Here is a 22,953-nt window from a genome sequence, read left to right as displayed (position 1 = left end):
CTCGGTCAGCGCTCCTCTCGGAAGTCGACGTGGCGGCCGGCGACCGGGTCGTACTTGCGCAGGGTCAGGCGGTCGGGGTCGTTGCGGCGGTTCTTGCGGGTCACGTAGGTGTAGCCGGTGCCGGCGGTGGACCGGAGCTTGATGACCGGGCGGAGTTCGTTGCGAGCCATGCTGGTACCTTACTGAAAATGAATTCCATTAGCACCATCGGCTTCGGCCGCGATGGAAGAGAGGTACGTCACCCGTGTCCGCCCACTGCATGCTGACCGGCGCACAGCCCGGCTTCGGCAACCGCATCTCCCACTCCCACCGGCGCACCTCACGCCGCTTCGACCCGAACATCCAGTCCAAGCGCTACTGGCTGCCCGGCGAGGGCCGTTACGTACGGCTGCGGCTGAGCACCAAGGGGATCAGGACCGTCGACGCGATCGGCGTCGAGGCGGCCGTGGCCCGGATCCGTGCCCGCGGGGTGAGGATCTGATGGCCAAGAAGAGCAAGATCGCGAAGAACGAGCAGCGGCAGCGGATCGTCGCGCGGTACGCGGCGCGGCGGGCCGAGCTGAAGGAGATCATCCGGCGGCCCGGCTCGACCGAGGCCGAACGGGCCGCCGCCCAGCGGGAGTTGCGGAGCCAGCCGCGTGACGCCGGCGCCACCCGGGTCCGCAACCGCGACCAGGTCGACGGACGCCCCCGCGGGTACTTCCGCGCGTTCGGGCTGTCCCGGGTGAACCTGCGCGGGCAGGCTCACAGCGGATACCTACCCGGCGTCCGCAAATCCTCCTGGTAGTCACTGGTAGCTTGCTGCGGTCGTCCGGCCAAGGCCGACCGGACGACCGTCCGGCTACAGCTTGGGAGCTACCAGTGACTACGGCGATTTCGACGGTGTCGACGGTACGGATCGCGGCGGCCGCCGCCGGTCTGGCGGGCGCACTCGTCCTGACCGCGTGCAGCGGCGGCGACTCCAAGGACGACTCCTCGTCCACGCCGAGCGCGTCCGCGACCTCGACCTCGGCCCCGACCTCGACCGCTTCCGCGGACTCCGGGGGCTCCACCGGCAGCAGCCCGTCGGCCGTCGCCGCCGAGCTGCAGGGCAGCTGGCTCGCGACGACCGACGGCAAGGCCGTGGCGCTGGTGGTCACCGGCACGCAGGCCGCCCTCTTCACCACCGGGGGGAGCATCTGCAGCGGGACCGCCGGCAAGGAGGCGGGCATGCAGATGATCCACCTCAAGTGCACGGACAAGAGCACGGCCCGGGCGACCGGAATGGTCGGCTCCGTCAGCAAGTCGGGCCTCTCGGTCACCTGGTCGGGCAGTCTCGGCAAGGAGACCTACACCAAGGCGGAGGGCGGAAAGCTGCCCTCGGGTCTGCCCACGGCGGGCCTCGGGTCGTAGCCCCGTCCCGGTCGTGTCGGCGGACCGGCGTCCGGTGCGGGATGATCCCCTCATGCGCACCATTCCTCTCGCCGTCACCGCCGTCGCGTCGGCCCTCCTCCTGACCGCGTGCGGCGGCAGCGGCGGCTCGTCCTCCTCCGACAGCAAGAACGGCTCGGCCTGCTCCTTCGACGGAGTCGCCGTCCAGGTCGGTCCCGCCAGCACCGCACCGTCCGCCGGCGACACGGGCGAGGTCCCCGTCTCGCTCACCAACCAGAGCAAGCCGTGCACCCTGGACGGCTTCGCCGGCGCCTCCCTGGAGGGCGGCGGCACCAAGGTCGCCCTCGCCACCCAACAGGGCGCCAAGGCACAGAAGTTGAAGCTCGCCAAGGGCGACGCGGCGTCCTTCACCGTCACCTATGTGCGCGGCAAGGCGGGCGACAAGCTGAGCCTGGCCGCCACGAAGCTGGTCATCACCCTGCCCGGCAGCAACGACAGCGCGAGCTACAAGTGGTCGTACGGCCCCGTCCAGGGCAAGACCTCCGTGAGCGACTCGGACGCCTCGGTCAGCGCCTTTACCCAGGCCGGCGACTGACGCCCCTCAGTCCAGCCGCGGCCGGGCCCCGACCTGGGCCCGGTCGGCCGCCTCGGCGCCCTGCGTCCAGCCCGCCTCGTCGCTGACCCCGCGCAGCCGGGTCGTGGTCGTCTCCGGGAACATCTCGTCGAGCCGGCCGGTGACGGCGACCTCGCGGGTGGCGAGCACGGGCAGCAGGTCGTCGGTCACCTGGGTCCCAGCGGCTTCCGTGAGCCGGGTCCCGATGCGGTGGGCGTAGGCCGCGAGGAAGGAATGCCGGAAGGTCTTGGTCCGCCGCCGCCCGCCCGCGCGCTGGGCCGCCTCCGCCTTCGTCATCGCGGTCGTGGCCTGCACCAGCAGCGAGGTGTACAGCAGCTCGACCACCTCCAGGTCCCCTTCGAACCCGACGACGGTCGAGAAACCGAAGGCCTCGTTCCACACCGCCCGGCAGTGGTTCGCCCCGGCAACCGCGTCCAGCAGCACCGCCTTCGCCTGCTCGTACGGCGCCTCGACCCCGATCCGGCACGCACCGGGCGCGTCCTTCGCCGGCGCCTGGGCGTCGAGCAGCGCCTCGTCGATGCTGTGCCGCGCCATCAGCTCCTGCGCCTTGGCGCTCAACGCCTCCGCCTCTTCCGGGAACCCGGTCGCCTCCGCCTTCGCGAGCAGCGCGCGGATCCGGGTGAGCATGCGGGAGGCGGGCCGCCCGCTGTCGTGCCGCCGCTTCGGCTCGTCCAGGGGTTCGAGACCCGGCAGCCGCAGCAGCAGCCGGTACAGCTCCAGCGCGGTGGTGGCATGCGTGAAGCGATCGGTGCGGACGGGCTTCGCGGTGGCGGCCAGTTCGTCCAACTGCGCGGACCAACGCGGGCCGCGCGCCCGATCGTCGGGCGCCTGCGCACGAATCAGCTCCGCCAGCAGCCTTACGTGTACGTCCTCCAACTCCCGCCGCACCAGCCGTACGACATCCGCGGGCTGCCACCCGCGCCGCCAGGCCGCCGCCACGAACTCCCGCCCCCGCCGGTCGAGTTCGGCGTCGGCCGCGGGGTCGGCGGCGAGGATCGAGGCGCCCGTGTCGAGGGCGTCCTGGGTGTCGGAGTAGAGGGCGGCCTCGAAGGCGCGCTCGACGGTGCCGGTCGTGCTGCTCACCCGTCGATCGTGTCATGGGGCGGCAGGGAGGGGGGACGTCGAGGTGCGGCGCGGGCCGTCCGTCGCCCGGGTGTCGGGGAAGCCTGCTCATCCACACCCTGTGGACAACCAACTCCCGTCCATGACAAGGGTGTTGGAAGCGGTGCGGACAGGTGGCCGCGGACGGCGGGATGCGGTCACACCCCCCTTTGATGTCAACCCGAGGTTGACACTCGCATGCCGTCAACCTACGGTTGACACATGACGACCGACCCGAACGTCACCGCATCCGTACGTCTCGACGACCTCATCGCGGCCATCAAGAAGGTCCACCCCGCCCCGCTCGACCAGCTCCAGGACGCGGTCATCGCCGCCGACCACCTGGGCGACGTGGCCGACCACCTGATCGGCCACTTCGTGGACCAGGCCCGGCGCTCGGGCGCCTCCTGGACCGACATCGGCAGGAGCATGGGGGTCACCCGGCAGGCCGCGCAGAAGCGCTTCGTGGCCAAGGAGTCCGCGGACCTCGACCTGAGTCAGGGGTTCAGCCGGTACACCGTCCGGGCCCGCAACGTGGTGATGGCCGCCCACAACGAGGCCATCGCCGCCCGCAACCCCGAGGGCCGTCGCGAACACCTCGTCCTCGGTCTGCTCGCCGAACCGGACGCCCTCGCGGGCAGAGCGATCACGGCACAGGGGGTCCTCCTGGACGCCGTACGCCAGGCGGCCACCGCGGCGCTGCCGCCGGCCGCCGAAGAGGTCCCGGACCTCGTCCCCTACGGCCCCGACGCCAAGAAGGTCCTGGAACTCACCTTCCGCGAGGCCCTGCGCCTGGGCCACAACTACATCGGCACCGAACACATCCTGCTCGCCCTGCTGGAGCACGAGAACGGCGAGGGCGTGCTCAACGGCCTGGGCATCGACAAGCCCACGAGCGAACGGCACATCGCCGAGATGCTGCACCGGCTCCAGGGCTGACGGGCCGACCTCAGAACCGGCTCGTGTCGAGGTCGAACCCGAGCGGCTCCGGCAGCGCCACGGTCTTGGAGATCTCGATCTCGGCGGCACGCGTGTAGCGGTCCGCGGAGGGCTCGCTGTAGACGATGACCGTCCCGGCCCCGCGGTCGATCAGCAGGTAGCAGGGGATACCGGCGCGGGCGTAACCGCGGAGCTTCGGCCCCCGGTCGTTGGCGGCGGTGGACTCGGAGGTCACCTCGCCGACGAGGACCACGGGTGCGGGGTCGTGATAGCGCTGGTCGTCGGCGAAACTGCCCTTCGGGGCGATCACCAGATCGGGGACCACCTTGCCGGTGTCGGATGCTTCGGGGACGTGCAGACCGATGCCGGTGTAGCGACCGAAGTCCTTTCGATGGTCCCGGACCTGCCCGGTGACCTCGGACACGATCTCTTCATGCTCCCCATTTGCCGGAGGCACCACGTGGATCTCCCCTTCGATCAACTCCACGCGCCATCCCTCCGGGGCCGCAGCGTCGAACGCATCGAAGGCGGCCTCGACCGACGAGTCCATGCGCCTCTCCTCCGTCGGACTCGGACGAGGACTCGGTTGACGCTCTGGGGCGGTCAGTGCCACGGCGGACCTCCTTCGTACGGAGCGACACTGCCAGCGTAGGCGAGACACCCTCCCGCGATCTCGTGATGCGCCACTCGTACGAGTGTGCGTGTGACGTTTCTTCGCTCGGACACCGCTTCGCCCGCGAGGCGGTCCGCGCAGGTCGGGGCCGCTGTCAGACCTCCGTGCCACACTCGCGAACATGACCGAGCGGTGGGCTCTCGCTCCGGCCGAGGGTGGTGGCGTGGAGGTCGCCGCCCTCGGTCCCGACGGGCTGCCCGGGCCGGGGGCCGTGCGGTGGGAGCCGGATCTCGTCGAGGCCGTGCGCGGGCGGCCCGACGTGGGCCGCTGGGTGTGGCGGTCCACCGCCGAGGTGTATCCGGCGCTGCTCGCCGCGGGGGTGCGGGTGGAGCGGTGCTACGACGTGGAGGACGCCGAGACCCTCCTGCTCGGGCACGAGGGTCGGCACGGCGAGCCGCGGTCGGCCGCCGCCGCGCTGGCCCGGCTGCGCGGCGGACCGGTACCGCCGGATCCGCCGCAGCGGGCCGCCGAACCCGGCTCGCAGTCCTCGCTCTTCGAGCCGCAGAGCGTCCGTCTGCCCCTCGCCGACCTCCTCGCCGTGTACGCCGAGCAGCAGCGGCGGCACGACAGCACCGCGCACCCCGACCGGATGCGGCTGCTCACCGCCTCCGAGTCGGCGGGCATGCTGGTCGCCGCCGAGATGAACCGGGCGGGGCTGCCGTGGAGCGCCGACGTGCACCGGGAGCTGCTGCACGAGTTGCTGGGCGAGCGGTATGCGGGTGGGGGTGAGCCGCGGCGGCTGGCCGAGCTGGCGGACGAGGTGTCCGCCGCGTTCGGGAGACGGGTGCGGCCCGATCTGCCCGCGGACGTCGTCAAGGCCTTCGCACAGGCAGGCGTCAAGGTCGGGTCGACCCGGCGCTGGGAGATCCAGTCCCTCGACCATCCGGCGGTGAAGCCGCTGCTGGAGTACAAGAAGCTGTACCGGATCTGGGTCGCCCACGGCTGGTCCTGGCTGCAGGACTGGGTGCGCGACGGGCGGTTCCGGCCCGAGTTCCTGGCCGGCGGGACCGTCACCGGACGCTGGGTCACCAACGGCGGGGGCGGGTTGCAGATCCCCAAAATCATCCGGCGCGCGGTGGTCGCCGACCCGGGCTGGCGGCTCGTCGTCGCCGACGCCGACCAGATGGAGCCGCGGGTGCTCGCCGCGATCTCCCGCGACCCCGGGCTGATGGAGGTGGCCGGCCGCCCCACCGACCTCTACCAGTCCGTGTCCGACCGCGCCTTCTCCGGCGACCGCGACCAGGCCAAGATCGCGGTGCTCGGCGCGGTCTACGGCCAGACCTCCGGCGACGGCCTCAAGAACCTCGCCGCGCTCAGACGCCGGTTCCCCAAGGCGGTGGCGTACGTCGACGAGGCCGCGCGGGCCGGTGAGGAGGGGCGGCTCGTGCGGACCTGGCTGGGGCGGACCTGCCCACCGGTGGCCGGCGGCGAGGACGCGGCGGAGGAGGCGGGCATCCCGCAGGACGAACCCGCCACCACCCCCGCCGAACAGGGCTGGGTGCCCGGTTACGCCTCCACCTACTCCCGTGCCCGGGGCCGCTTCGCCCGCAACTTCGTCGTCCAGGGCAGCGCCGCCGACTGGGCCCTGCTGATGCTCGCCGCGCTCCGCAGGTCCTGTGCGGAACTGTCGGCCGAGCTGGTCTTCTTCCAGCACGACGAGGTGATCGTGCACTGTCCGGAGGCGGAGGCCGAGACCGTGTCCGCCGCGATACGGGAGGCGGCCGACCTGGCCGGACGCCTGACGTTCGGCGAGACACCCGTCCGCTTCCCGTTCACCGTCGCGGTCGTCGAGTGCTACGCCGACGCGAAATAGGGGCGCGGGCTACGGCTGTCAACGCGCGTCACGCTGTGCCAACAGCTCACCCAGCTCCTCGACGACGGCCTTCTCGTCCGTCCCGTCGAGCGCGGCGAGGGCGGTACGCCACTCCTCGTACGCCTCCTCCGCCCGCCCCTGTTCCCGTAGCAGCAGGCCGAGTTGGTGACGGGCGAGACCGCCCATGTAACGGTCGGCGCGGGCGTCCGCGCGGCGCAGCAGTTCCGCGCACTCACCACGGGCGGCCTCCGTCCGGCCGAGCAGCCGCAGCGCCCGGACCAGTCCGAGCCGGGTCTGCGACTCGCCGTGCCAGTCGCCGAGGTCGCCGAGGATGCGCAGGCTCTCCTCGAAGTGCGGTACGGCGGCGGCCGGTTCGCCGAGGGTGAGGTGGGCGTAGCCGATGTTGCAGTGCGCGGAGTGCTGCACGATCACCGCGCCGATCTCCACGCCGATGGCCAGCGAACGCCGGTGCTGCTCGATGGCGGCGCGCGGATCGGTGTGCTCGTACAGGTTGCCGAGATGGCTGTACGTCACGGCCTCGCCGTAGGGGTCGGCCAACTGCCGTGAGTACGCGAGGCTCTGGCGCAGCGCGACCCCGGACTCGTCGTGCCGGCCCAGGCCTTCGAGGAGGAGGCCGCGGTTGTTGAGGCACCGCCGGATCCAGGAGGTCGCGTCGAGCCGCCACCAGATCGCCAGCGCCTGATCGTTGAGGCCCAGCGCCTCGCTCTGCCGGCCGGTCAGGAAGTGCAGCCCGGCGAGATCGCCCAGCGCGTACGCCTCCGCCGCCGCGTCCCCGAGTCGCCGCGCCGCGCCCAGGGCGGCCCGGCCGAGCACCTCCATCTCGGCGACCCGGCCACCGCGCAGCACGTACGGGAAGAGCAGCCGGACGAGGGTCGAGACATGGGCGGTTCTGCGCCGGTCGGGGGTGTCGCCGTGGCGGTTGACGAGCGTCACCACGTTCTCCAGCTCCAAGTCGCCCCAGGCGAAGGCGTCCTGGGAGTCGCGGAAGGGAGCGGTGGCCGCCACCTCCGCAGCGTGGCCGGGGAGTTGGGCGGCGGTCGGGCGACGGCGGTCGTCCTGGTCGAGGCCGGGTTCGACGATCGCGGTGAGTGTGCGCTCGGCGAGGGCGGCATACCAGGCGAGGGCGACCTCGACGAGGTCACTGCGCGGCCCGGCCGCCGCCAGTTCGCGGGCGAAGTCGCGGACCAGGTCGTGGGGGGCGTAACGGCCGTATGCCGTCTCCTCCAGGAGGGCCACGTCGACCAGGCGGTCGAGGGCGGCCTCGGCGCGGCGTTCGTCGGTGGCGGCGAGGCGGGCGAGCAGGGGGGCGCCGTAGGCCGGGAGGTCGAGTGTGCCGATGTGGCGCAGGGCGAGGGCCGCGTCGCGGTCGGTCTCGCGTTCGGAGGCGGCGAGCGCGTCGTGGGCCACCGCCAGGGAGCGGCGGACGCTGAGGTCGTCGTACTCCAGATGGTGCAACCGGCTCTCCGCGGCGGCCAGTTGACCGGCGAGGACGCCCGGGGTGAGGGCCCGGCGCGCGGCGAGGCGGGCGGCGACGACGCGCAGGGCGAGCGGGAGGCGGCCGGTGAGTTCGACGAGCGGGTGGGCCGCGTCGAGACCGTCCCGGCCGGACACCGCTCGCAGCAGTGCCGCGCTGTCCTCCCCGGACAGCGGCGCGAGCGGGAAACGGCGGGCGCCGTCGAGGGCGGTCAGCGGCGAACGGCTGGTGACGAGCACCGCGCAGCCGGTGCCGCCCGGCAGCAACGGCCGTACCTGGGCGGCGTTCCCGGCGTCGTCCAACACCATCAGCGTGCGGGTGGGGGCCAGCAGGGAGCGGAGCAACGCGGCTGCCGCGTCCGGGTGTTCGGGGATGTGCCGGGGTTCGGCGCCGAGGTCGCGGAGCAGTGCGTGGAGGGCCCGGCCGGCGGTGAGGGGGGCCATGCCCGGGGTGGCGCCGTGCAGGTTCACGTACAACTGCCCGTCGGGAAAGTGTTCCCGCAGCTCATGGGCGGTGTGCAGCGCGAGGGCGCTCTTACCCACGCCGGCCATGCCGCTGATCACGACCAGTGGGTGCGAGCCGGGCTCCCCGGAGGGGCGCGCGAGGGTGTCGCGCAGGGCGTCGAGGGTGTCCGCGCGGCCGGTGAAGTGCGCGGGCGGGGGCGGGAGTTGGGCGGGGTGGGGCGGCGGCGGCGAGTGGGCGGCGGGCGCACCGGCCGCGGCGGGTACGTCCGCCGGCCGGTCCGCGCCGACGCCCGCACCGGCCTCGACCGGACCCGGGTTCCCTTCCCGGAGCGCCACTCCCCGCAACACCTCCACATGCGCCTCCCGCACCCCCGCCCCCGGCTCGATGCCGAGCTCCTCGATCAGGCGGTTGCGCAGGTCGCGGTGGACGGCCAGGGCCTCGGGCTGGCGGCCGGTGCGGTGGAGGGCGAGCATCAGCTGCCGGTGATAGCCCTCGCGGAGGGGATGGTCGGCGACCAGCGCGGCCAGCTCCGGTACCAGTGCGCCGAGTCGGGCGCCGCCGAGGGCGAGCTCGGCGTCGTAGCGCCATTCGAGGGCGAGGAGGCGGGCCTCGGTGAGGCGTTGGGCGAAGGCGTAGCCGCCGAGTTCGGCGGGCAGGCCGCTGAGCGGGGTGCCGCGCCACAGGGCGAGGGCCGCCGTGCAGGCGCGGACGGTCCGGGGCCAGTCCCGGGCGGTGTGTGCAGCGCGGGCAGCGGTGACGTGGGATTCGAAGACATGGACGTCCAACTCGCCCTCGTCGACGCGGAGTTGGTATCCCGGCGGGATCGCGCGCAACCGTTCGGGATCGTCGAGGAGGCGGCGCAGCCGGGTCACGTGGTTGTGCAGGGAGGCGTGCGCGGAGGCCGGCGGTGAGCCGCCCCACAGGGCGTCCTTGAGCGCGTCGACGGAGACGACCCGGCCGGGTTCCAGGAGCAGCGCGGCGAGCAGGACCCGCACCTTGGTGCCGCCGATGGGCCGCACCAGGTCGCCGTCACGGCCGTAGAGGACAGTCGTGCCCAGCAGTCCGAACCGCAGCTCGCACCGCATCACACCGACCCGTCGCCCTTCCGCGCGGCCCCGGCGGCCGCGCTCCGCGGCGGAGTGCTCCGCCGTCCCTGGCGGATTTCCGCCCTGTGTCCGGCGGTTTCCCGCCAGCCCGTCCCGGTCGTCGAGGGCCGGGATCCGCTACCGTACCCGCCCTCTCCCGCTGCCGCGCGGCGACTTCAGGCCATCCGCCCCCGGAGCATCGGGCGCACCGTTGGCCACATGTTAGCGATTCGTTGGCGCGACCTGATGTGATCACTTCATCGGATCTGGCCCGACGGTGCGCGCGTACGACGCGCAACTCGGGGGAGTGTCGCCGTCGTGGCCGGGTCCGGGGACGCGAGAGGGCCCCGGTCGGCGGAGGTGAACGACCGGGGCCCTCGTCCCTTACGTCTGCGGCACCGCGGATCAGATCACGGGCGGGCGGCCCAGCCGCGTCAGCCGCCACACCGTCCGCCAGCGCATGGCCCGCTGCTCCCCCGCCGGTTCGCGCACACCCTCCACGAACCCGCCGAACCAGGCCCGCAGTCCGCCGAGCGACCTCGTCCGTACGAGGGTGAGCAGCGTCCACACGCCCAGGTGCACCGGGATCAGCGGGAGCGGCAGCCGGCGCCGGACCAGCCAGACCCGGTTGCGGGCGGTGACGCGGTAGTAGATGGCGTGCCGGGCGGGCGAGGTCTTGGGGTGCTGGAGGAGGAGTTCGGGGGCGTAGCGGATGTGCCAGCCGGCGTCGGCGGCCCGCCAGGCGAGGTCGGTCTCCTCGTGCGCGAAGAAGAACTCGGCCGGCCAGTCCCCCGTCTCCGCGAGCATCGCCATGCTCAGCGCGTGCCCGCCGCCGAGGAACCCGGTGACGTATCCGCCCTGCATCGGGTCCCCCGCGCCGACCCGCGGCACATGCCGCCGCTGGGTCTCGCCTTGCTCGTCGGCGATCCGGAACCCGACGATGCCGAGGCGCGGTTCCGCCGCGTACAGGTCCCGCACCCGGCGCAGCACGTCCGCGTCGACGAGCAGTCCGTCGTCGTCGAGTTCCACTACGACGTCCACGTCCCCGAACTCGCGCAGCCGGGCCAGGCCGACGTTGCGTCCGCCGGGGCAGCCGAGATTCTCGTCGACGTCGATGGTGGTGACCTCGCCGGGCAGGGAGAGCCGGTCGGCGAACTCCGGGAGCCGGCAGCCGTTTCCGACGATCACGATGCGGGTCGGCGGGAGGTCCTGTTTGGCCACGGATTCGAGGAGCGCGTCCACCTCGGCGGGCCGGTTTCCCATGGTCACCACGGCGACGGCGATCCTCGGCTCCACCACGTCCCTCACTCCATCCGGCCATCCGGCGATGTCCGCGCCCTGATCGCGCAGCACTCGCCGTTCACCAAGATGTTGCCTTACGTCGGCGGGTGCCTACGACTCAAGTTCATTTTGCGGGACCTTTGTTGCGGCTTTGCCGGTTTTCCCTCCGCCGCACGAACTTCAGCCCCGACCAGTCCTCCCCCAGCGCCGCGACCTTCACATCCACCACCCCGAGCGGGAGGAAGAGGTCACGCAGACCGTTCTCGGTGATGTCACTGACGTGCCCCGCGGCCCTGCGCGGCCAGGCGATCCACAGCAGGGCGGTGTCGGCGAGACCGAGGACGAGTTCCATCCCCTCCGCGTCCAGTTCCTTCCACTCCCGGTAGAAGGCGACGGTGACGTCCGCGCCGCGCGTCCCGCCGTCGGAGACCTCGCAGTCGTCGGGCAGCCCCGGGATGTCCCACTCGACGGGCGCGTGCCGCAGCCGGACCTGATGCCCCGGCTTGACGCCGATCTTCTTGGCGAGCGGGGTGGCGGAGTAACCTCCTGCCGCCGCACTGGAGTTGACCATGCTCTGACCTCCGGAGCCTCAGTCGCCGCCCGGCCCGGCGAGCGCCTTGCCGATGGCCTCGCCCGTTTCGAGAGCCGTGAGATAGGGGTGTACGTCGTGGGCTTTCGCCCCATTGTGTACGGCGACGTCGTCGACCCGCTTGCCGAACGCCGACGCGAGTTCTTTCACCAGCGCAACCACGTCGCCCCGGTCGGCGATATTGGTCCACGCCTTCACCGGGGCGGGCCAGCGGGCCAGCCCGTCCCGGGGTGGCGGCACCAGCCGGTCGAACACAGTCCCTCGAACGGCCAGCGGCGACCCGAGTGTGACCAGCGTGAGGTCGCGCCACTCCGGGTGGGCACACAGCGTCTCGTACGCGACCACCGAGCCCAGCGAGTGCGCGACGATCACCTCGGTGTCGTCCGTGACCGCCCTGACGAGACGTTCGCCCACAGCCGCGCGGATGTCGGGTTCCGTGAAGTAGCGGCGGACCTGGCGGGCGCTGGAGATCATCATCCGCTCGGCCGGCGCCGCGAAGAACGAGGAGTGGCTGAGCGCGTCCAGGGCCCGCTGGACCCGCCGCGAGGTCCGCAGCCTGACTGGTGCGTCGGGACCGGTCACCTGGCTCTCGACGGCCGCCGCAGACTCCCACCACTGGAGCAACAGGTCCTCTTCCAGACCCACTTCGACATCGGACGCGTCGAGGTCGGGCTCGCCCACGGAGCGATGGCCCTTCGGGCGGAACAGGTCGCCGTAGAAGGCCATGGAGACCTCCTCGGCGGGGACGACGGGACGGTCCGCCAGGGTCAGGCCGTCGCGGAGTGCGGGGTACCAGTGGTCGAGGAGCGACTGAGGGCCCTTCACCTGCTGGGCGATGCCGTGGACGAGGACGACGCGGGTCATCGGGCGGTCATCTCCTCGTTGAGTCGCAGAGCGACCACGCCCATGTCGGTGCCCACGCAGACCCGGCCGTGCTCGTCGAGGGCGATGTCGCTGATGCCGCTGCCGATGTCGAGGGAGAAGTTCCAGCCGGGTGAGCGGGTGTCCCAGAGGCGGAGCTGGCCGTAGCTGTCGCCGGCGACCAGGGTGGGGGCGTCGTTGACCCGGGCCACTCGGATCGCGGTGACAGGGGCCGAGAAGGATTCCAACTCCCATTCCGCGCTGCGGCGTTGGGCCAGGTCCCAGAAGTGGAGACGCCCTTTGCCGGACCCGGAGATCACGAAGTCTCCCTGGTCGAGGCGGGCTATTTCGAGGGAGGTGGCTCCCAGCTCGTGGCGCGGCAGCGGCTCGGCCCACGGTAGGCCGGTACGCAGGTCCCACAGGCGCACGGTTCCGTCACCGGAGGCGCTGGCCGCGAGTTCAGCTCCGTCGAAGGTCCAGGTCCGCACCTCGTTGATGTAGGAGGTGTGGCCCTTCATGGGCGGGCAGACCGCGGCCTGGGTCTCGAGGTCCCAGGCATCGAGCTCGTACGCTCTCCCCACCGACACCACCACGCTCCTGCCGTCCAAGATGTGCGCGCGAGGCCACTCGGAAGGCTGGGAGCGGACCGTCCTGCGCTCCCGGTTTGCCATGTTCCACACCTCGGCCTTGGCCCAGCCACCACGGACCAGCAACGGGCCGCCCTCCCCCTGCCCGGGTACGGTCGTCATGCCGTCGCCGACGCCCTTGACGGCCGGGATCTGATCCTCCACCTGGTGGCCGTCCGCCAGAGAGTGGACGCGGATCAGTCCGTCCGTGTCCGCAGTGGCGAGCACCGCCCCATGGACAGCGGTCTCGGAGATGGTGACCGACCGGATGCCCCAGTTACGGCCGCACAGCGGCTCCCCCAGCGGATGGAGGGAGGTGAAGTCCCAGATCCGGACCCGGGAGTGGGTTGTCAGCACCACCGGAATGCTGTCGATCCGGCCGAACAACGGTGCCGCGTACAGGGAGGAGCCCCGCATCTGAAGCGGCTCCCCGAGCACAGTACCCGTGTCGAGGTCCCAGAGCCGGGCGGAATCCTCCAGGTCCGAGGTCGCCACGACATCCCTGTCGCCCACCCGCCCCAAGACCGCGGAGTGGACCGAAGCGGTGTGACCACTGAACGGCCCGGCCACCAGTGACCTGTCGTACAGGTCCAGCACATGCACGTCGTTGCCCTCGACCGAGCAGAGGACCGAGGGACGGCCCCGGTGGAAGGCGACCCCCGCGACCCTGGCCGACTGGGCGTAGTCCTCGAGGGCGAAATGGGTTTTGTCCTGCGGGGCGGATGCCTTCAGGTAGTAGCAGTGCCCCGATGACGTGGCCAGGGCGATCTCCAGATGTCTGCCCGACTGCCGCAGCGCCAAGTGCCGCACGCCTCCGACGAGCCCCACGATCGGCGGCCCGACCTGCTCCCCCGAGCGGATGTCCCACAGCCGGGCGGTGCCGTCCTCGCTGCCGCTGACCACGACGAGGACACCGTCCAATTCGCCGATGGCGACACAGGTCACCTCGTTCGTGTGGCCGGTCAGCACCGGCCCGACCGGTTCGTCCGACAAGGGACGCCACAGTCGGACCGTGGTGTCGTCACCGCCCGTCGCGACGATCACCCGGCCGTCCTCCGCGTGGATCGCGACCGCGTCGACCGTACCGGAATGGCCCTCCATCGACGGCGCTGCCTGTTCCCGGGTGCGCAGGTCCCAGAGCCGCGCCGTACGGTCGTACGAACCGGTGAGCAGCAGGGGCCGTCCCTCGACCTCGACGAAGGCCATCGCGCTCACCTCGCGGATGTGCCCCTCCTCCGGCTGCTCGGTGGTGAGGTCCCAGATGCGCGCGGTGCGGTCGTTGCTGACGGTCACGGCCAGGGCTTCTCCCGCGCGGTCGACGAGCGCGGCGGCCCTGATGTACTCCACGTGCCCGCGCAGCGGTTGTCCGATCTGCTGGAGCCGGGCCAGGTCCCACAGACGTACGTCTTCGCCACCGCTGGTCAGCACCACCGCCTGGCCGTCGAACTCACCGATGGCAACGGAGTAGACCCCACTGGTTGAGAGGGACCTGTGCGCCGGCACCGGTTCCCCCGACTGCCGCCGGTCGTGCAGGTCCCAGACGCTGAGCAGGCCATAGCCGTCCCCGACGACCGCGACCGTACGGCCGTCGAGACGCGCCACGCCGAGCGATTCGACAGAAGCCGCGGTGCCCAGCAGCGGATTGCCGTCCTGCCGTGCGTTCCCACCGGTCGCCACATCGCTCAAATCCCATACGTACAGCGCCTGGTCGTCCCCGCCGGTGACCGCGATCGGTCTTCCGTCGAGTTCACCGAAGGCCGCGTCGTTGACCGTCCGGCGGTGGGCGCTCAACTCCCGTCCCAACTGCTCCCGTGTATCGAGGTCCCAGATACGGGCCGTTCCGTCTGCGCTGGCCGTGAGGACGACGGAGCGGCTGCCGAGGGTGCCGACAGCGATGCTCTCGACGCGGTTGGTGTGGCCGGTGAGCGGACGGTCGTACTCCTGGCCCGCCGACAGGTCCCAGACGCGCACGCTGCCGTCCTCGGCACCGGTCAACGCGACGGTGTAGTCGCCCAGTTCACCGATGGCGATGGCGCTCACCGCGATACCGACACGCAGGGGCTCGCCGATCTGGCGCTGGGAGACCAGGTCCCAGATGCGGGCGGTACCGTCGAGGCTTCCCGTGACGGCGATGGGGCGGCCGTCCAGGACGCCCACGGCCGTACACCCGATCGCCTTGGTGTGACCGCTCAGCAGACGGTGCACCCCGCTGGTCGACCACCAGGCCCAACTCGCCGACCAGGGCATCGGGATGCCCAACCGGCCGATGCGGTCGGCGAGTTCGTTGGCCTCGCAACGGCGGGCGGACAGTTGCAGGTCGGCGGCCCGTTCACCGAGGGCGCGGTCGGCGGCAAGGCGGTGCGCGACCTGTTCGTAGGCACCCCTGATACGCCGGGCCGCCGGGCCCTCAGCGGCGGCGAACGCTCCGAGCAGGGCGAGGGGTTCGGCGGCGAGCAGGAAGCCTGGGTCCTCCATCAGGGAGGACAGCCTCCCGGCCGCCGCAGCATGCGTCGCGAGATGCTGACCGACGTACGGCGGTGCCCCGAACCAGTCCGGTAGTCCGTCCGGACCGGCGGGGACGAGCGAGACGAGGGCCTCGACGATCGAGCGCTGGATGTCCTCCGCCTGGCGGGGGGCGGTGTCGCGCAGATGCTCGGCGAGCGCCTTGTGGTAGAGCCGGTAGACCGATCGCCGGTCGTCGTCGACCACTTCGGCGACGTACGCCCCGGCGACGTCCAGCGCCCAGGCGATGTCGGCCTCGGTGCAGGGGACACCGGCGATCACCGAACTCAGCTCTGTCCACACCGGCCCGCGGGGCAGGCCCTTGCCCTCGGAGAACGCGAGGGCGAGCAGCATGCGTCGTACCCGCTCCTCGGCCTCGCCGAAGCGGGCGAGGTAGTCGTCGAAGGCACCGCCGATCTCGCTGGGCAGTCTGTCCCGCCAGCCGGGCACTCCGACGTCGATGGGCTCGTGGTCAGAACGCAGGGTGCGCGCGGTGGTCCTGGCGTAGAGGTAGACGCCGTCGGCCTTCTCGGCGACGGCGGCGGCGACCGTGTGGGCCAGTTCCGGCCGGCCGCGGTAGGGGGTGCGGACGTCGGGTTCCTCGGCGGCGAGCAGCACCCTGGTGACATAGCCGGTCACGTCGGTGACGTCCGCGCGACAGTCGGGCTGGTCGAGGTCCACGCAGGTGAAGGTGGGGCCGAGGGCGCGGACCAGTTCGTCGCGGGTGCCGACCAGGAGCCGTACGCCCCGGATCTCCGACATGGGGCGCAGCAGTTCGCGGCTGATCCGACGGGGCTCGCCGTGGCCGCCGGCGTCGGCCGCGGTGTCCGATCCGGCCTCGTCGACGGCGTCCACGACGATCACCACCGGCGGGCCCGTACGGCCGCGCCGGGTAAGTTCCTGGAGGAGGGCCGCCGCGCCGTCGGTGGGCGCGCCAAGGGCCTCCCCGATCCGCTCGACCACCTCTTCGAGCCGCTTGTGCCGGGCGTGCACGGCGACGGCAACGCACTCCTCCGGTACGACGGTCGCCGGGTCCACGTCCGAGAGGTTCAGTTTCGCTCGGTAGCGGACGTCGGAGAGCGCGACGATCCGGCCGAGCACCGCCGACTTCCCGCAACCGGGGCTGCCGGTGACGATGCGTCCGCGGCCGTCGCCCTCCTCTGCGGTCAGCCAGTCCACGAGCCCGGTGAGCACCTTGCCTCGGCCACTGAAGTACAGGCCCTGCTCGGACTCGAACTCGACGCCGCGCGAACGCGGTCCGAAATGTTCGTCGAGATCACGGCCCGCGACCTGCCGCTGCCGCTCCAAGTCGGTGCCCAGGGGCGGGAGTTCGGGGCGGTAACCGGCGTTGGGCAGGAAGGGGGCGAGGCCGTTGACATGGCCGCTGGCCAACTCGGCGCGCTGGCCGCTGCCTTCGGACTCGAACCGCTCGTTGACCGCCTGCACGAGCGCGGTCAGGTCGAGGTACCGCTGCCGCTGTCCCGTGCGCTGCACGGTGGTGGCGATCGCCTCCGTGAACACCGGCACGAACTTGCCGTCCAGGGCGGTGTCCTTGCGGCGGGCGGAGGCCAGGAACCACAGACCGGTGGAGCCCGTACCGGTGGGGTTGCGGGCCAGCCGGTTCAGGGCGACGGTGGCCGCGTCCGCGCTGCCCGCGCCGCCCGCGCAGGTGTCGAGGATCAGCAGCAGATGCCGTAGGTCCCCCTTGGCGAGGATGCGGACCAGGTCCTCGGTGGCGAGCGCGGTGGCGGCGAGGTCCTCGGGGTCGGAGTCCCAGGTGAACAGGTAGTGCCGGTCGCGGTCTTCGACGGCGCCGTGGCCCGCGAAGTAGAGGACGACCGCGTCATCGCCTGTGGGGGCGGTGTCGGCGAACCAGTGGCGCAGCTTCTGGCGGATCTGTTCGGCGCCCTCGTACTCACCGAGTCCGGGCAGTACCGCTGTATAGCCGAGCCCGGTGAACAGTTCCCGGGCCGCCCTGATGTCGTCCGGCACGAAGGCGAGTTGCTCGTCGTCGGGAAGGTTCTGGTACCGACCGCTGCCCAGCGCAATGAAGAATCGTCGCCCCACCCAACCGCCCCACCGCCGCGTACCACCGTCCCGGGAGCAAGACTGTAGCCATCTCATCGCTCCCCGCACCGGGGAACCAGGAAACCCCGGCTCGGACAACCGCAGCTTCGTCCCGTGCACCGTTATGAGGAAGTGACGCGGGGTTCACCCGATGATCCAGGGGCCGCTGTTAGCCTCCTGTGCATCTTGCATGGGGGGACAGCCGGGGGGCTGTACATACGCAGATACGTCACGGAATCCGCCGACGCGCACCCGGCCACCGCCGTCCCGCCACGCCCAGCCCTCGTCCAGGAGGCCGCGTTGGCCCGTCGTACCACCGCCCGTGGCCTCGTCGCCGCGTTGGCGGTCCTTGTCGTGACCGCCGGCCCCGGCCCGCTGTCCGTCCCCGCCGGCGCGACCGGGAGCTCCCCGGTCACGGCGGAGAAGGTCTTCCAGTCGGACCGCTACGTGCCGCGCGGCGACCGGCTGTACTCCGCCGGTCCGAGCGGCTATCTGCATGCGCGGGAGGGCAGTTCGGGCTATCTGTGGACGTCGTACGGCACCGGTGACACCACCGCGCTGGGCGCCCTCACCCGCCTGGAGCTCCCGGCGTACCTCGGTTCGTCGTCCGACATCGTGACCGAGGTCGTCTCGTCCACCTCGAAGGTCGTCCTCAAGGACATGTCCTCCGGTACGAGCACGGATGTCGCCCTGACCCATGGCGCGTACTGGGCGACGTACGGCACCCATGTGCTGACCCAGGCACGGGCCGCCGACGGCAGTCGTCTGCTGTACCTGTACGGCGACGGCGCGCCCGCCGACGGCACGCTCGTCGAGGGCTGGCCGGCCGGCGTCACCGCCAACTTCCAGGTCCTGGGCGGCGACAGCGGCACCGCCGTCATCAGTTACGCGGCCGGGGACGACCAGCGCCACCTGGCGGTGGTGGACCTGGCCGCCGCGAAGGTCGTCGGCGACGTGGCCGTGACCGTCGCTCCGACGGCCGTCGCGCTGAGCGCGGACCGGCTGGTCTACGTGACGGGCGGCACCACCGCGCACGTCCTGGACCGCGCCGACCTCTCCGCCACCGGGACGACCGTGCCGCTGCCCGGCACGACGGGCACCCCGACCGTGGGCATCGCCGGCCGCTGGCTGGTGGTCGCCCGCTCCGTGACGTCGGACGACTACATCGACTCCTCCGGCAAGCAGTTGACGGCCGTCCCCCTCGCGGGCGGCGACGCGGTCACCCTGCTCCGGCACGCGAACACCTCGGTCGTCCCGGCGCCGGACGGCGGCCTGCTGGTCGCGGGCGGCGCCGACTCCGCGCACTGGGCGGTGCGCGAGGTCACCGACACGGGCGCGGACGCGCCGACGCTGACGGAGGTGACGGACATACCGCCGGTGGCGGCGACGATCGACCGGCTGTCGCTGCAGAACGGCAGTCTGGTCACCGACGAGCGCAACACCAGCTTCCTGGGCGCCTACTACAGCCGGCAGGTCTCGATCACCGGCACCTCCTACGCGCCGGGCACACCGGTCTGGCAGACGTGGGACGGGCGCGGGACGGGCCCGTACACCACCGGTGAGGGGCACGCGGTGACGTTGACGGCCGGCGCCGGCGACCCCTCCGGTTCGCTCGTCCAGTCGATCGACTCCGACCCGGTGGGCTTCTATCTGCCCTCCGCCGCCGGAACGGTCCTCGACGTCTCCGGCCGCTATGTGATCGTCAACGGCTCCTCCCCCGCCAAGCAGTACGTCGGCGACCTCGGCGTCTACAGCGACCTGAAGCCCGTCGTCACCCGCTCCGTCACCGCCGCCTCCGTCTGGGGCACCAAGCTGTGGACCCCGGGCACCGGCAACGGCGTGGTCACCGCGAAGGACCTCAAGACCGGCAGGACGACCGACACGGTCAGCACCGGCGCCCCGTGCACCGCCAAGGAGTTGCAGGTCGTCGGCCGGTGGATCTACTGGTCCTGCGGCCCGACCGCCGCGGCCGGCGTCTGGGACCGCACGGCGAAGAAGAACATCACCGTCCCGTCCGGCGAGGCGCTGCTCGGCGACGGCTACCTCGTCCGGCACGACACCGCCGCCGGGGAACTCCGGCTCACCGCCTTCGCCGACGGCACCGCGACCACCCGCACGATCGGCACGCTCGCGGCGGGAGCAGGCAACTCCAGTCTGCGCGGGGTGACTTGGACCGTGGACAAGTTCGGCGGACCGGCGGCCTACGTCGACGCGGACCACCGTATCCATCTGGTGCCCGGCCAAGTCCCCCCACAGCCGCTCGCCGTCACCGAGTCCGACGTCACCCGGGGCGACACGATCAGCAGCCCGTGGTGGCAGTACCGCGCGGTGCTCTCCCGGCCCGCCGCCTCCTGGACGGCCACGCTCACCAGCAAGGCCACCGGCGCCGTGGTGCGTACGCTGACCGGCGGAGAGGTGGACGGCACGCTCACCGCGCGCTGGGACCTCCGCAACACGGCGGGCGCGCTCGTGCCCAATGGCGCCTACACCCTCAAACTGACGGCCCCGCCCGCCGACGGCTCGGGGGCCGCGCTGACGATTTCACAGACGGTGCCCGTGTCCACCGGCGCCGCCGTGCGCCGCGACTTCACCAACCGCGCCAGCTGGGGGCCCGACGGCATCGGCGACATCCTCGCCCTCTCCTCGAACGGTGTCGTCGCCTACCGCCCCGGCAACGGCACCGGCGGCCTCTCCGGCGCGATGCCGGCCTCCGGCTGGCCCTCGACAGTGACCCTGGTCCCGTTCGGCGACGTGAACGGCGACCGCCAGAACGACGTCCTCGTCCGCTTTGCGAGCGGTGAACTGCGCGTCTACCGCACCTTGCGCGGCCAGGCGTTCACCACCAACACACCGCACACCTCGCTGGGCACCGGCTGGAACCAGTACAACCTCCTGACCTCCCCCGGCGACCTCACCGGCGACGGCCTGCCCGACCTGATCGCCCGCAAGACCTCCACCGGCGAGGCCTTCCTCTACAAGGGCACCAGCACGGGCAGGCTGTCGGCGCGGGTGCGCATCGCGACCGGCTGGAACGGCTACAAGAAGATCGTCGGCGTCGGCGACTTCAACGGTGACGGCCGCGGCGACCTCCTCGCCCAGGACAAGTCGAACGCCCTGTGGCGCTACGACGGCAACGGCAACGGCGGCTTCAAGCCCCGCGTGAAGCTCGCGTCCAATTGGGGCTCCGACTACAACACCGTCATCGGCGTGGGCGACCTCACCGGCGACGGAAAGCCCGACCTCGTCTCCCGCGACACCGCGGGCACCATGTGGCGCAACTCCGGCAACGGCAAGGGTTCGTTCGGCCCGCGCGTGAAGGTGGCGACGGGCTGGCAGACGTACAAGGGCCTGTTCTGACGCCCGTCCCTCTCCTTCTCCTTCTCCTTTTTTTCTACGACAACGGTGCCCCGTCCCGATCGGGACGAGGCGCCGTTGTCGGTGTGTGCGTGCCTCCGGGTCAGCCCGCGACCTCGAAGGTGATGGCCTTGGACACGAACGCCGTGCCGCCGTCCTTGGCCGTGGCCAGCGTCGAGACGTTCCAGGTGCCCTTGGCCGCGTCGTCCACCTCCTTCTTGGTGACCTTGAAGGTGTAGATGCAGCGCGAGGTGTCGGCCAAAGTGCTCTTGCACTTGGCGGAGTCGACGTACCGGAAGTCCGCCTTGGTCGGGTTCAGCTTCGAACTCGCGGGCCACGCAATGACCTTGAGGCCACGGATGCCCGAGTCGTCGGTGACGTCCACGGTGTAGGTGAACGAGCCGGCGGCGCTCGCGGTCGGGGCCGTGTAGTGGGCGGAGCCGTTCGTGAGGGTCGGCTCGGTGGGCGTGGATGGTGTGCGAGGCGGTGGTCGACCGCTTCCCTCGATGTGATCGAGCCTAGGAGCGGGGCGGGGCGCGGTCCTCCGGCTGGAGGACGGTTGCCGCCTTGAACCAGAGATGGAGAAGCGCTCGGCCGTAATCCCCCTTCAGCCTGAGCCGGGCCGCTCACCTGCGCCCGCGGCCTGCTCACCCAGTTCCACCCCAGCCTGGAGCGCGTCCTGGGCCCGCGCCTGGACCACACCACCGTGACCTGGCTGCTGGAACGTTACGGATCCCCGGCCAGCTTGCGAAAGGCCGGTCGCCGCAGGCTCGTTGAGCTCATCAGACCCAAGGCTCCGCGCATGGCCCAGCAGCTGATCGACGAGGTCTTCGACGCGCTCGACGAGCAGAACGTCGTGGTCCCGGGCACCGGCACCCTCGACATCGTCATCCCCTCCCTGGCCCGTTCGCTCGCCGCCGTCCACGAACAGCGACGAGCCCTGGAAGCCCAGATCGGACAGCTGCTGGAGGCTCACCCTCTTTCCCCGGTCCTGACCTCGATTCCGGGGGTCGCGGTCAGGACTGCCGCCACCTTGCTGGTCACCGTCGGCGACGCAACCAGCTTCCCCACCGCCGCCCACCTCGCCTCCTACGCCGACCTTGCCCCGACCACGAAGTCGTCGGGGACCTCGATCCACGACGAACACGCGCCCAGAGGCGGCAACCGGCAACTGAAACGCGCGATGTTCCTGTCCGCGTTCGCCTCCCTGCACGACCCCGCCTCCCGCACCTACTACGACAGGAAACGCGGCGAAGGCAAACGCCACAACGCCGCCCTGATCTGCCTCACCCGCCGCAGGATCGATGTCCTGCACGCCATGCTCAAACACCGCGCCGCCTACCAGCCGACACACGAACAAGCCGCCTGACCAAGCCCGCAGACCTTGACCGAACAGATAAGAGCACCCCCCTGCCGTGGTATCCGGTAAAGCAAAAGCCCCAGGTCACGGCAAGTGAGTCCTGAGGCTTCCGCAGAGCCGCCTTCGGGATTCGAACCCGAGACCTACGCATTACGAGAGCATGAGCAATCATGGTGCGTAGTGCCTTGTCGTGCTGCCCGGTTACGTTCTGCCTGATCAGAGCTCATGCAACAGGCTGACCCGTGCCACCCCGTGACGCACCGTCCAAAGGCGGCTGTCCAACGGCTTTCGACCGGACGGGAGAGGCGATCGGAGGTCGCTGTGGGACCTCTACAAGCCATCCACCGCGTCAACGACGACGTCGGCACCGGCACCGGCGTGCAGCACGCCCCGTCCGCGATGACTGCGTATCGCCTGACGTTTCGCCGTCTGAGGAATGCGCACACACAACCAGGGCAGGTCCCGGCGCAATGCCGAAGACCGCCCTCCGATGTCAAAGCAGGCTGTTCGCCTCCCTCCCCTCGGCAGCCGAGGACGCACGCATGGCGGCCGCCGAGGGAGTGATCCCGCTGAGGACCACGGACGTTCTCCTCATTCATGTCTTTCTCTAGGAAGGTGCCCGGAGCGCGTCCACCGGTTCCAACCGGGCGGCGCGCAGCGACGGGTAGAGACCGGCGAGCAGGCCGACGAGAGCTCCGGCGAGCGGGGCGCCGAGGGCGAGGTTCATGTCCAGGACCG

The 22,953-nt window shown here is 71.6% G+C and carries 15 protein-coding genes and 3 pseudogenes; 8 read left to right on the top strand and 10 right to left on the bottom strand.

Going from position 1 to position 22,953, the window contains the following annotated elements; all coding sequences use genetic code 11:
• Positions 1 to 5 precede the first annotated feature (5 nt).
• Positions 6 to 170: a 50S ribosomal protein L33 gene (gene rpmG / locus AB0I51_RS35490; protein WP_030361075.1), complete on the bottom strand. Its 165-nt coding sequence runs from the start codon at positions 168 to 170 to the stop codon at positions 6 to 8.
• 74 nt (positions 171 to 244) lie between these two features.
• Here rpmG and rpmB point away from each other — a divergent pair, with 74 nt between their 5' ends.
• From rpmB to AB0I51_RS35470, 4 genes are all read left to right on the top strand, one after another.
• On the top strand, positions 245 to 481 hold the full coding sequence (gene rpmB, locus AB0I51_RS35485) for a 50S ribosomal protein L28 (protein WP_262063132.1): 237 nt from the start codon (positions 245 to 247) through the stop codon (positions 479 to 481).
• Positions 481 to 786: a 30S ribosomal protein S14 gene (gene rpsN, locus AB0I51_RS35480; RefSeq protein WP_362982405.1), complete on the top strand. Its 306-nt coding sequence runs from the start codon at positions 481 to 483 to the stop codon at positions 784 to 786. The genes rpmB and rpsN overlap by 1 nt, the downstream gene beginning before the upstream one ends.
• A gap of 74 nt (positions 787 to 860) precedes the next feature.
• Positions 861 to 1,391, top strand: a complete 531-nt coding sequence (locus AB0I51_RS35475; RefSeq protein WP_362982403.1) for a hypothetical protein — start codon at positions 861 to 863, stop codon at positions 1,389 to 1,391.
• A gap of 52 nt (positions 1,392 to 1,443) precedes the next feature.
• A complete protein-coding gene (locus tag AB0I51_RS35470) occupies positions 1,444 to 1,965 on the top strand; it encodes a DUF4232 domain-containing protein (RefSeq protein WP_362982401.1) in 522 nt (173 codons plus the stop codon).
• A 6-nt stretch (positions 1,966 to 1,971) separates the two neighbouring features.
• Here AB0I51_RS35470 and AB0I51_RS35465 read toward each other — a convergent pair whose 3' ends face one another.
• Positions 1,972 to 3,087 (bottom strand): DUF2786 domain-containing protein, encoded by a 1,116-nt coding sequence (locus tag AB0I51_RS35465; RefSeq protein ID WP_362982399.1) that lies wholly within the window; start codon positions 3,085 to 3,087, stop codon positions 1,972 to 1,974.
• Positions 3,088 to 3,327: 240 nt separating this feature from the next.
• Between AB0I51_RS35465 and AB0I51_RS35460 the strand changes: the two genes are divergently transcribed.
• Positions 3,328 to 4,044 carry a Clp protease N-terminal domain-containing protein gene (locus AB0I51_RS35460; protein ID WP_362982397.1) on the top strand — a complete coding sequence of 239 codons (717 nt, stop codon included), beginning with the start codon at positions 3,328 to 3,330 and terminating at the stop codon, positions 4,042 to 4,044.
• Positions 4,045 to 4,054: 10 nt separating this feature from the next.
• Here the strand turns inward: AB0I51_RS35460 and AB0I51_RS35455 are convergent, their stop codons facing one another.
• The gene (locus AB0I51_RS35455; protein ID WP_362982395.1) at positions 4,055 to 4,594 is read right to left on the bottom strand and encodes a Uma2 family endonuclease; all 540 of its coding nucleotides are present in this window, start codon (positions 4,592 to 4,594) and stop codon (positions 4,055 to 4,057) included.
• A gap of 244 nt (positions 4,595 to 4,838) precedes the next feature.
• Between AB0I51_RS35455 and AB0I51_RS35450 the strand changes: the two genes are divergently transcribed.
• Positions 4,839 to 6,530, top strand: a complete 1,692-nt coding sequence (locus AB0I51_RS35450; RefSeq protein ID WP_362982393.1) for a bifunctional 3'-5' exonuclease/DNA polymerase — start codon at positions 4,839 to 4,841, stop codon at positions 6,528 to 6,530.
• Here the strand turns inward: AB0I51_RS35450 and AB0I51_RS35445 are convergent.
• The 5 genes and pseudogenes from AB0I51_RS35445 to AB0I51_RS35425 all read right to left on the bottom strand — a co-directional run bounded on the left by AB0I51_RS35445 (position 6,512) and on the right by AB0I51_RS35425 (position 17,501).
• A pseudogene (locus AB0I51_RS35445) lies at positions 6,512 to 9,575 on the bottom strand (BTAD domain-containing putative transcriptional regulator). The gene AB0I51_RS35450 and the pseudogene AB0I51_RS35445 overlap by 19 nt on opposite strands.
• Before the next feature lie 405 nt (positions 9,576 to 9,980).
• Entirely contained in the window at positions 9,981 to 10,874 is an 894-nt protein-coding gene (locus AB0I51_RS35440) for a glycosyltransferase (protein ID WP_362982391.1), read from the bottom strand.
• Positions 10,875 to 10,980: 106 nt separating this feature from the next.
• Positions 10,981 to 11,427: a DUF3052 domain-containing protein gene (locus AB0I51_RS35435; RefSeq protein ID WP_362982389.1), complete on the bottom strand. Its 447-nt coding sequence runs from the start codon at positions 11,425 to 11,427 to the stop codon at positions 10,981 to 10,983.
• Between the two features lie 18 nt (positions 11,428 to 11,445).
• Positions 11,446 to 12,309: a hypothetical protein gene (locus AB0I51_RS35430; RefSeq protein WP_362982387.1), complete on the bottom strand. Its 864-nt coding sequence runs from the start codon at positions 12,307 to 12,309 to the stop codon at positions 11,446 to 11,448.
• Positions 12,306 to 17,501: a caspase family protein gene (locus tag AB0I51_RS35425; protein WP_362982385.1), complete on the bottom strand. Its 5,196-nt coding sequence runs from the start codon at positions 17,499 to 17,501 to the stop codon at positions 12,306 to 12,308. The genes AB0I51_RS35430 and AB0I51_RS35425 overlap by 4 nt, the downstream gene beginning before the upstream one ends.
• Before the next feature lie 300 nt (positions 17,502 to 17,801).
• On the opposite strand from AB0I51_RS35425, the gene AB0I51_RS35420 reads away from it, so the two are divergent.
• Complete coding sequence (locus AB0I51_RS35420) at positions 17,802 to 20,858, top strand: FG-GAP-like repeat-containing protein (protein ID WP_362982383.1); 3,057 nt, start codon at positions 17,802 to 17,804, stop codon at positions 20,856 to 20,858.
• 100 nt (positions 20,859 to 20,958) lie between these two features.
• Here the strand turns inward: AB0I51_RS35420 and AB0I51_RS35415 are convergent, their stop codons facing one another.
• Positions 20,959 to 21,363: a DUF5707 domain-containing protein gene (locus AB0I51_RS35415; protein WP_362982541.1), complete on the bottom strand. Its 405-nt coding sequence runs from the start codon at positions 21,361 to 21,363 to the stop codon at positions 20,959 to 20,961.
• A 129-nt stretch (positions 21,364 to 21,492) separates the two neighbouring features.
• Between AB0I51_RS35415 and AB0I51_RS35410 the strand changes: the two are divergent.
• Positions 21,493 to 22,224 (top strand): annotated as a pseudogene (locus AB0I51_RS35410) (transposase); the annotation flags it as partial.
• A gap of 598 nt (positions 22,225 to 22,822) precedes the next feature.
• Here AB0I51_RS35410 and AB0I51_RS35405 read toward each other — a convergent pair.
• Positions 22,823 to 22,953 (bottom strand): annotated as a pseudogene (locus tag AB0I51_RS35405) (ABC transporter permease); the annotation flags it as partial.

It is taken from the genome of Streptomyces sp. NPDC050549 (genome assembly GCF_040655035.1).
GTDB lineage: Bacteria > Actinomycetota > Actinomycetes > Streptomycetales > Streptomycetaceae > Streptomyces.
Note: the sequence above shows the minus strand (reverse complement) of the source record. Positions and strands in the feature narration are given on the sequence as shown.

What these genes read in the sequence shown, in the direction of transcription:
- rpmG (WP_030361075.1), bottom strand. Translation starts at nt 170, where the DNA reads ATGGCTCGCAACGAACTCCGCCCGGTCATCAAGCTCCGGTCCACCGCC.
- rpsN (WP_362982405.1), top strand. Translation starts at nt 481, where the DNA reads ATGGCCAAGAAGAGCAAGATCGCGAAGAACGAGCAGCGGCAGCGGATC.
- AB0I51_RS35470 (WP_362982401.1), top strand. Translation starts at nt 1,444, where the DNA reads ATGCGCACCATTCCTCTCGCCGTCACCGCCGTCGCGTCGGCCCTCCTC.
- AB0I51_RS35460 (WP_362982397.1), top strand. Translation starts at nt 3,328, where the DNA reads ATGACGACCGACCCGAACGTCACCGCATCCGTACGTCTCGACGACCTC.
- AB0I51_RS35455 (WP_362982395.1), bottom strand. Translation starts at nt 4,594, where the DNA reads ATGGACTCGTCGGTCGAGGCCGCCTTCGATGCGTTCGACGCTGCGGCC.
- AB0I51_RS35450 (WP_362982393.1), top strand. Translation starts at nt 4,839, where the DNA reads ATGACCGAGCGGTGGGCTCTCGCTCCGGCCGAGGGTGGTGGCGTGGAG.
- AB0I51_RS35435 (WP_362982389.1), bottom strand. Translation starts at nt 11,427, where the DNA reads ATGGTCAACTCCAGTGCGGCGGCAGGAGGTTACTCCGCCACCCCGCTC.
- AB0I51_RS35430 (WP_362982387.1), bottom strand. Translation starts at nt 12,309, where the DNA reads ATGACCCGCGTCGTCCTCGTCCACGGCATCGCCCAGCAGGTGAAGGGC.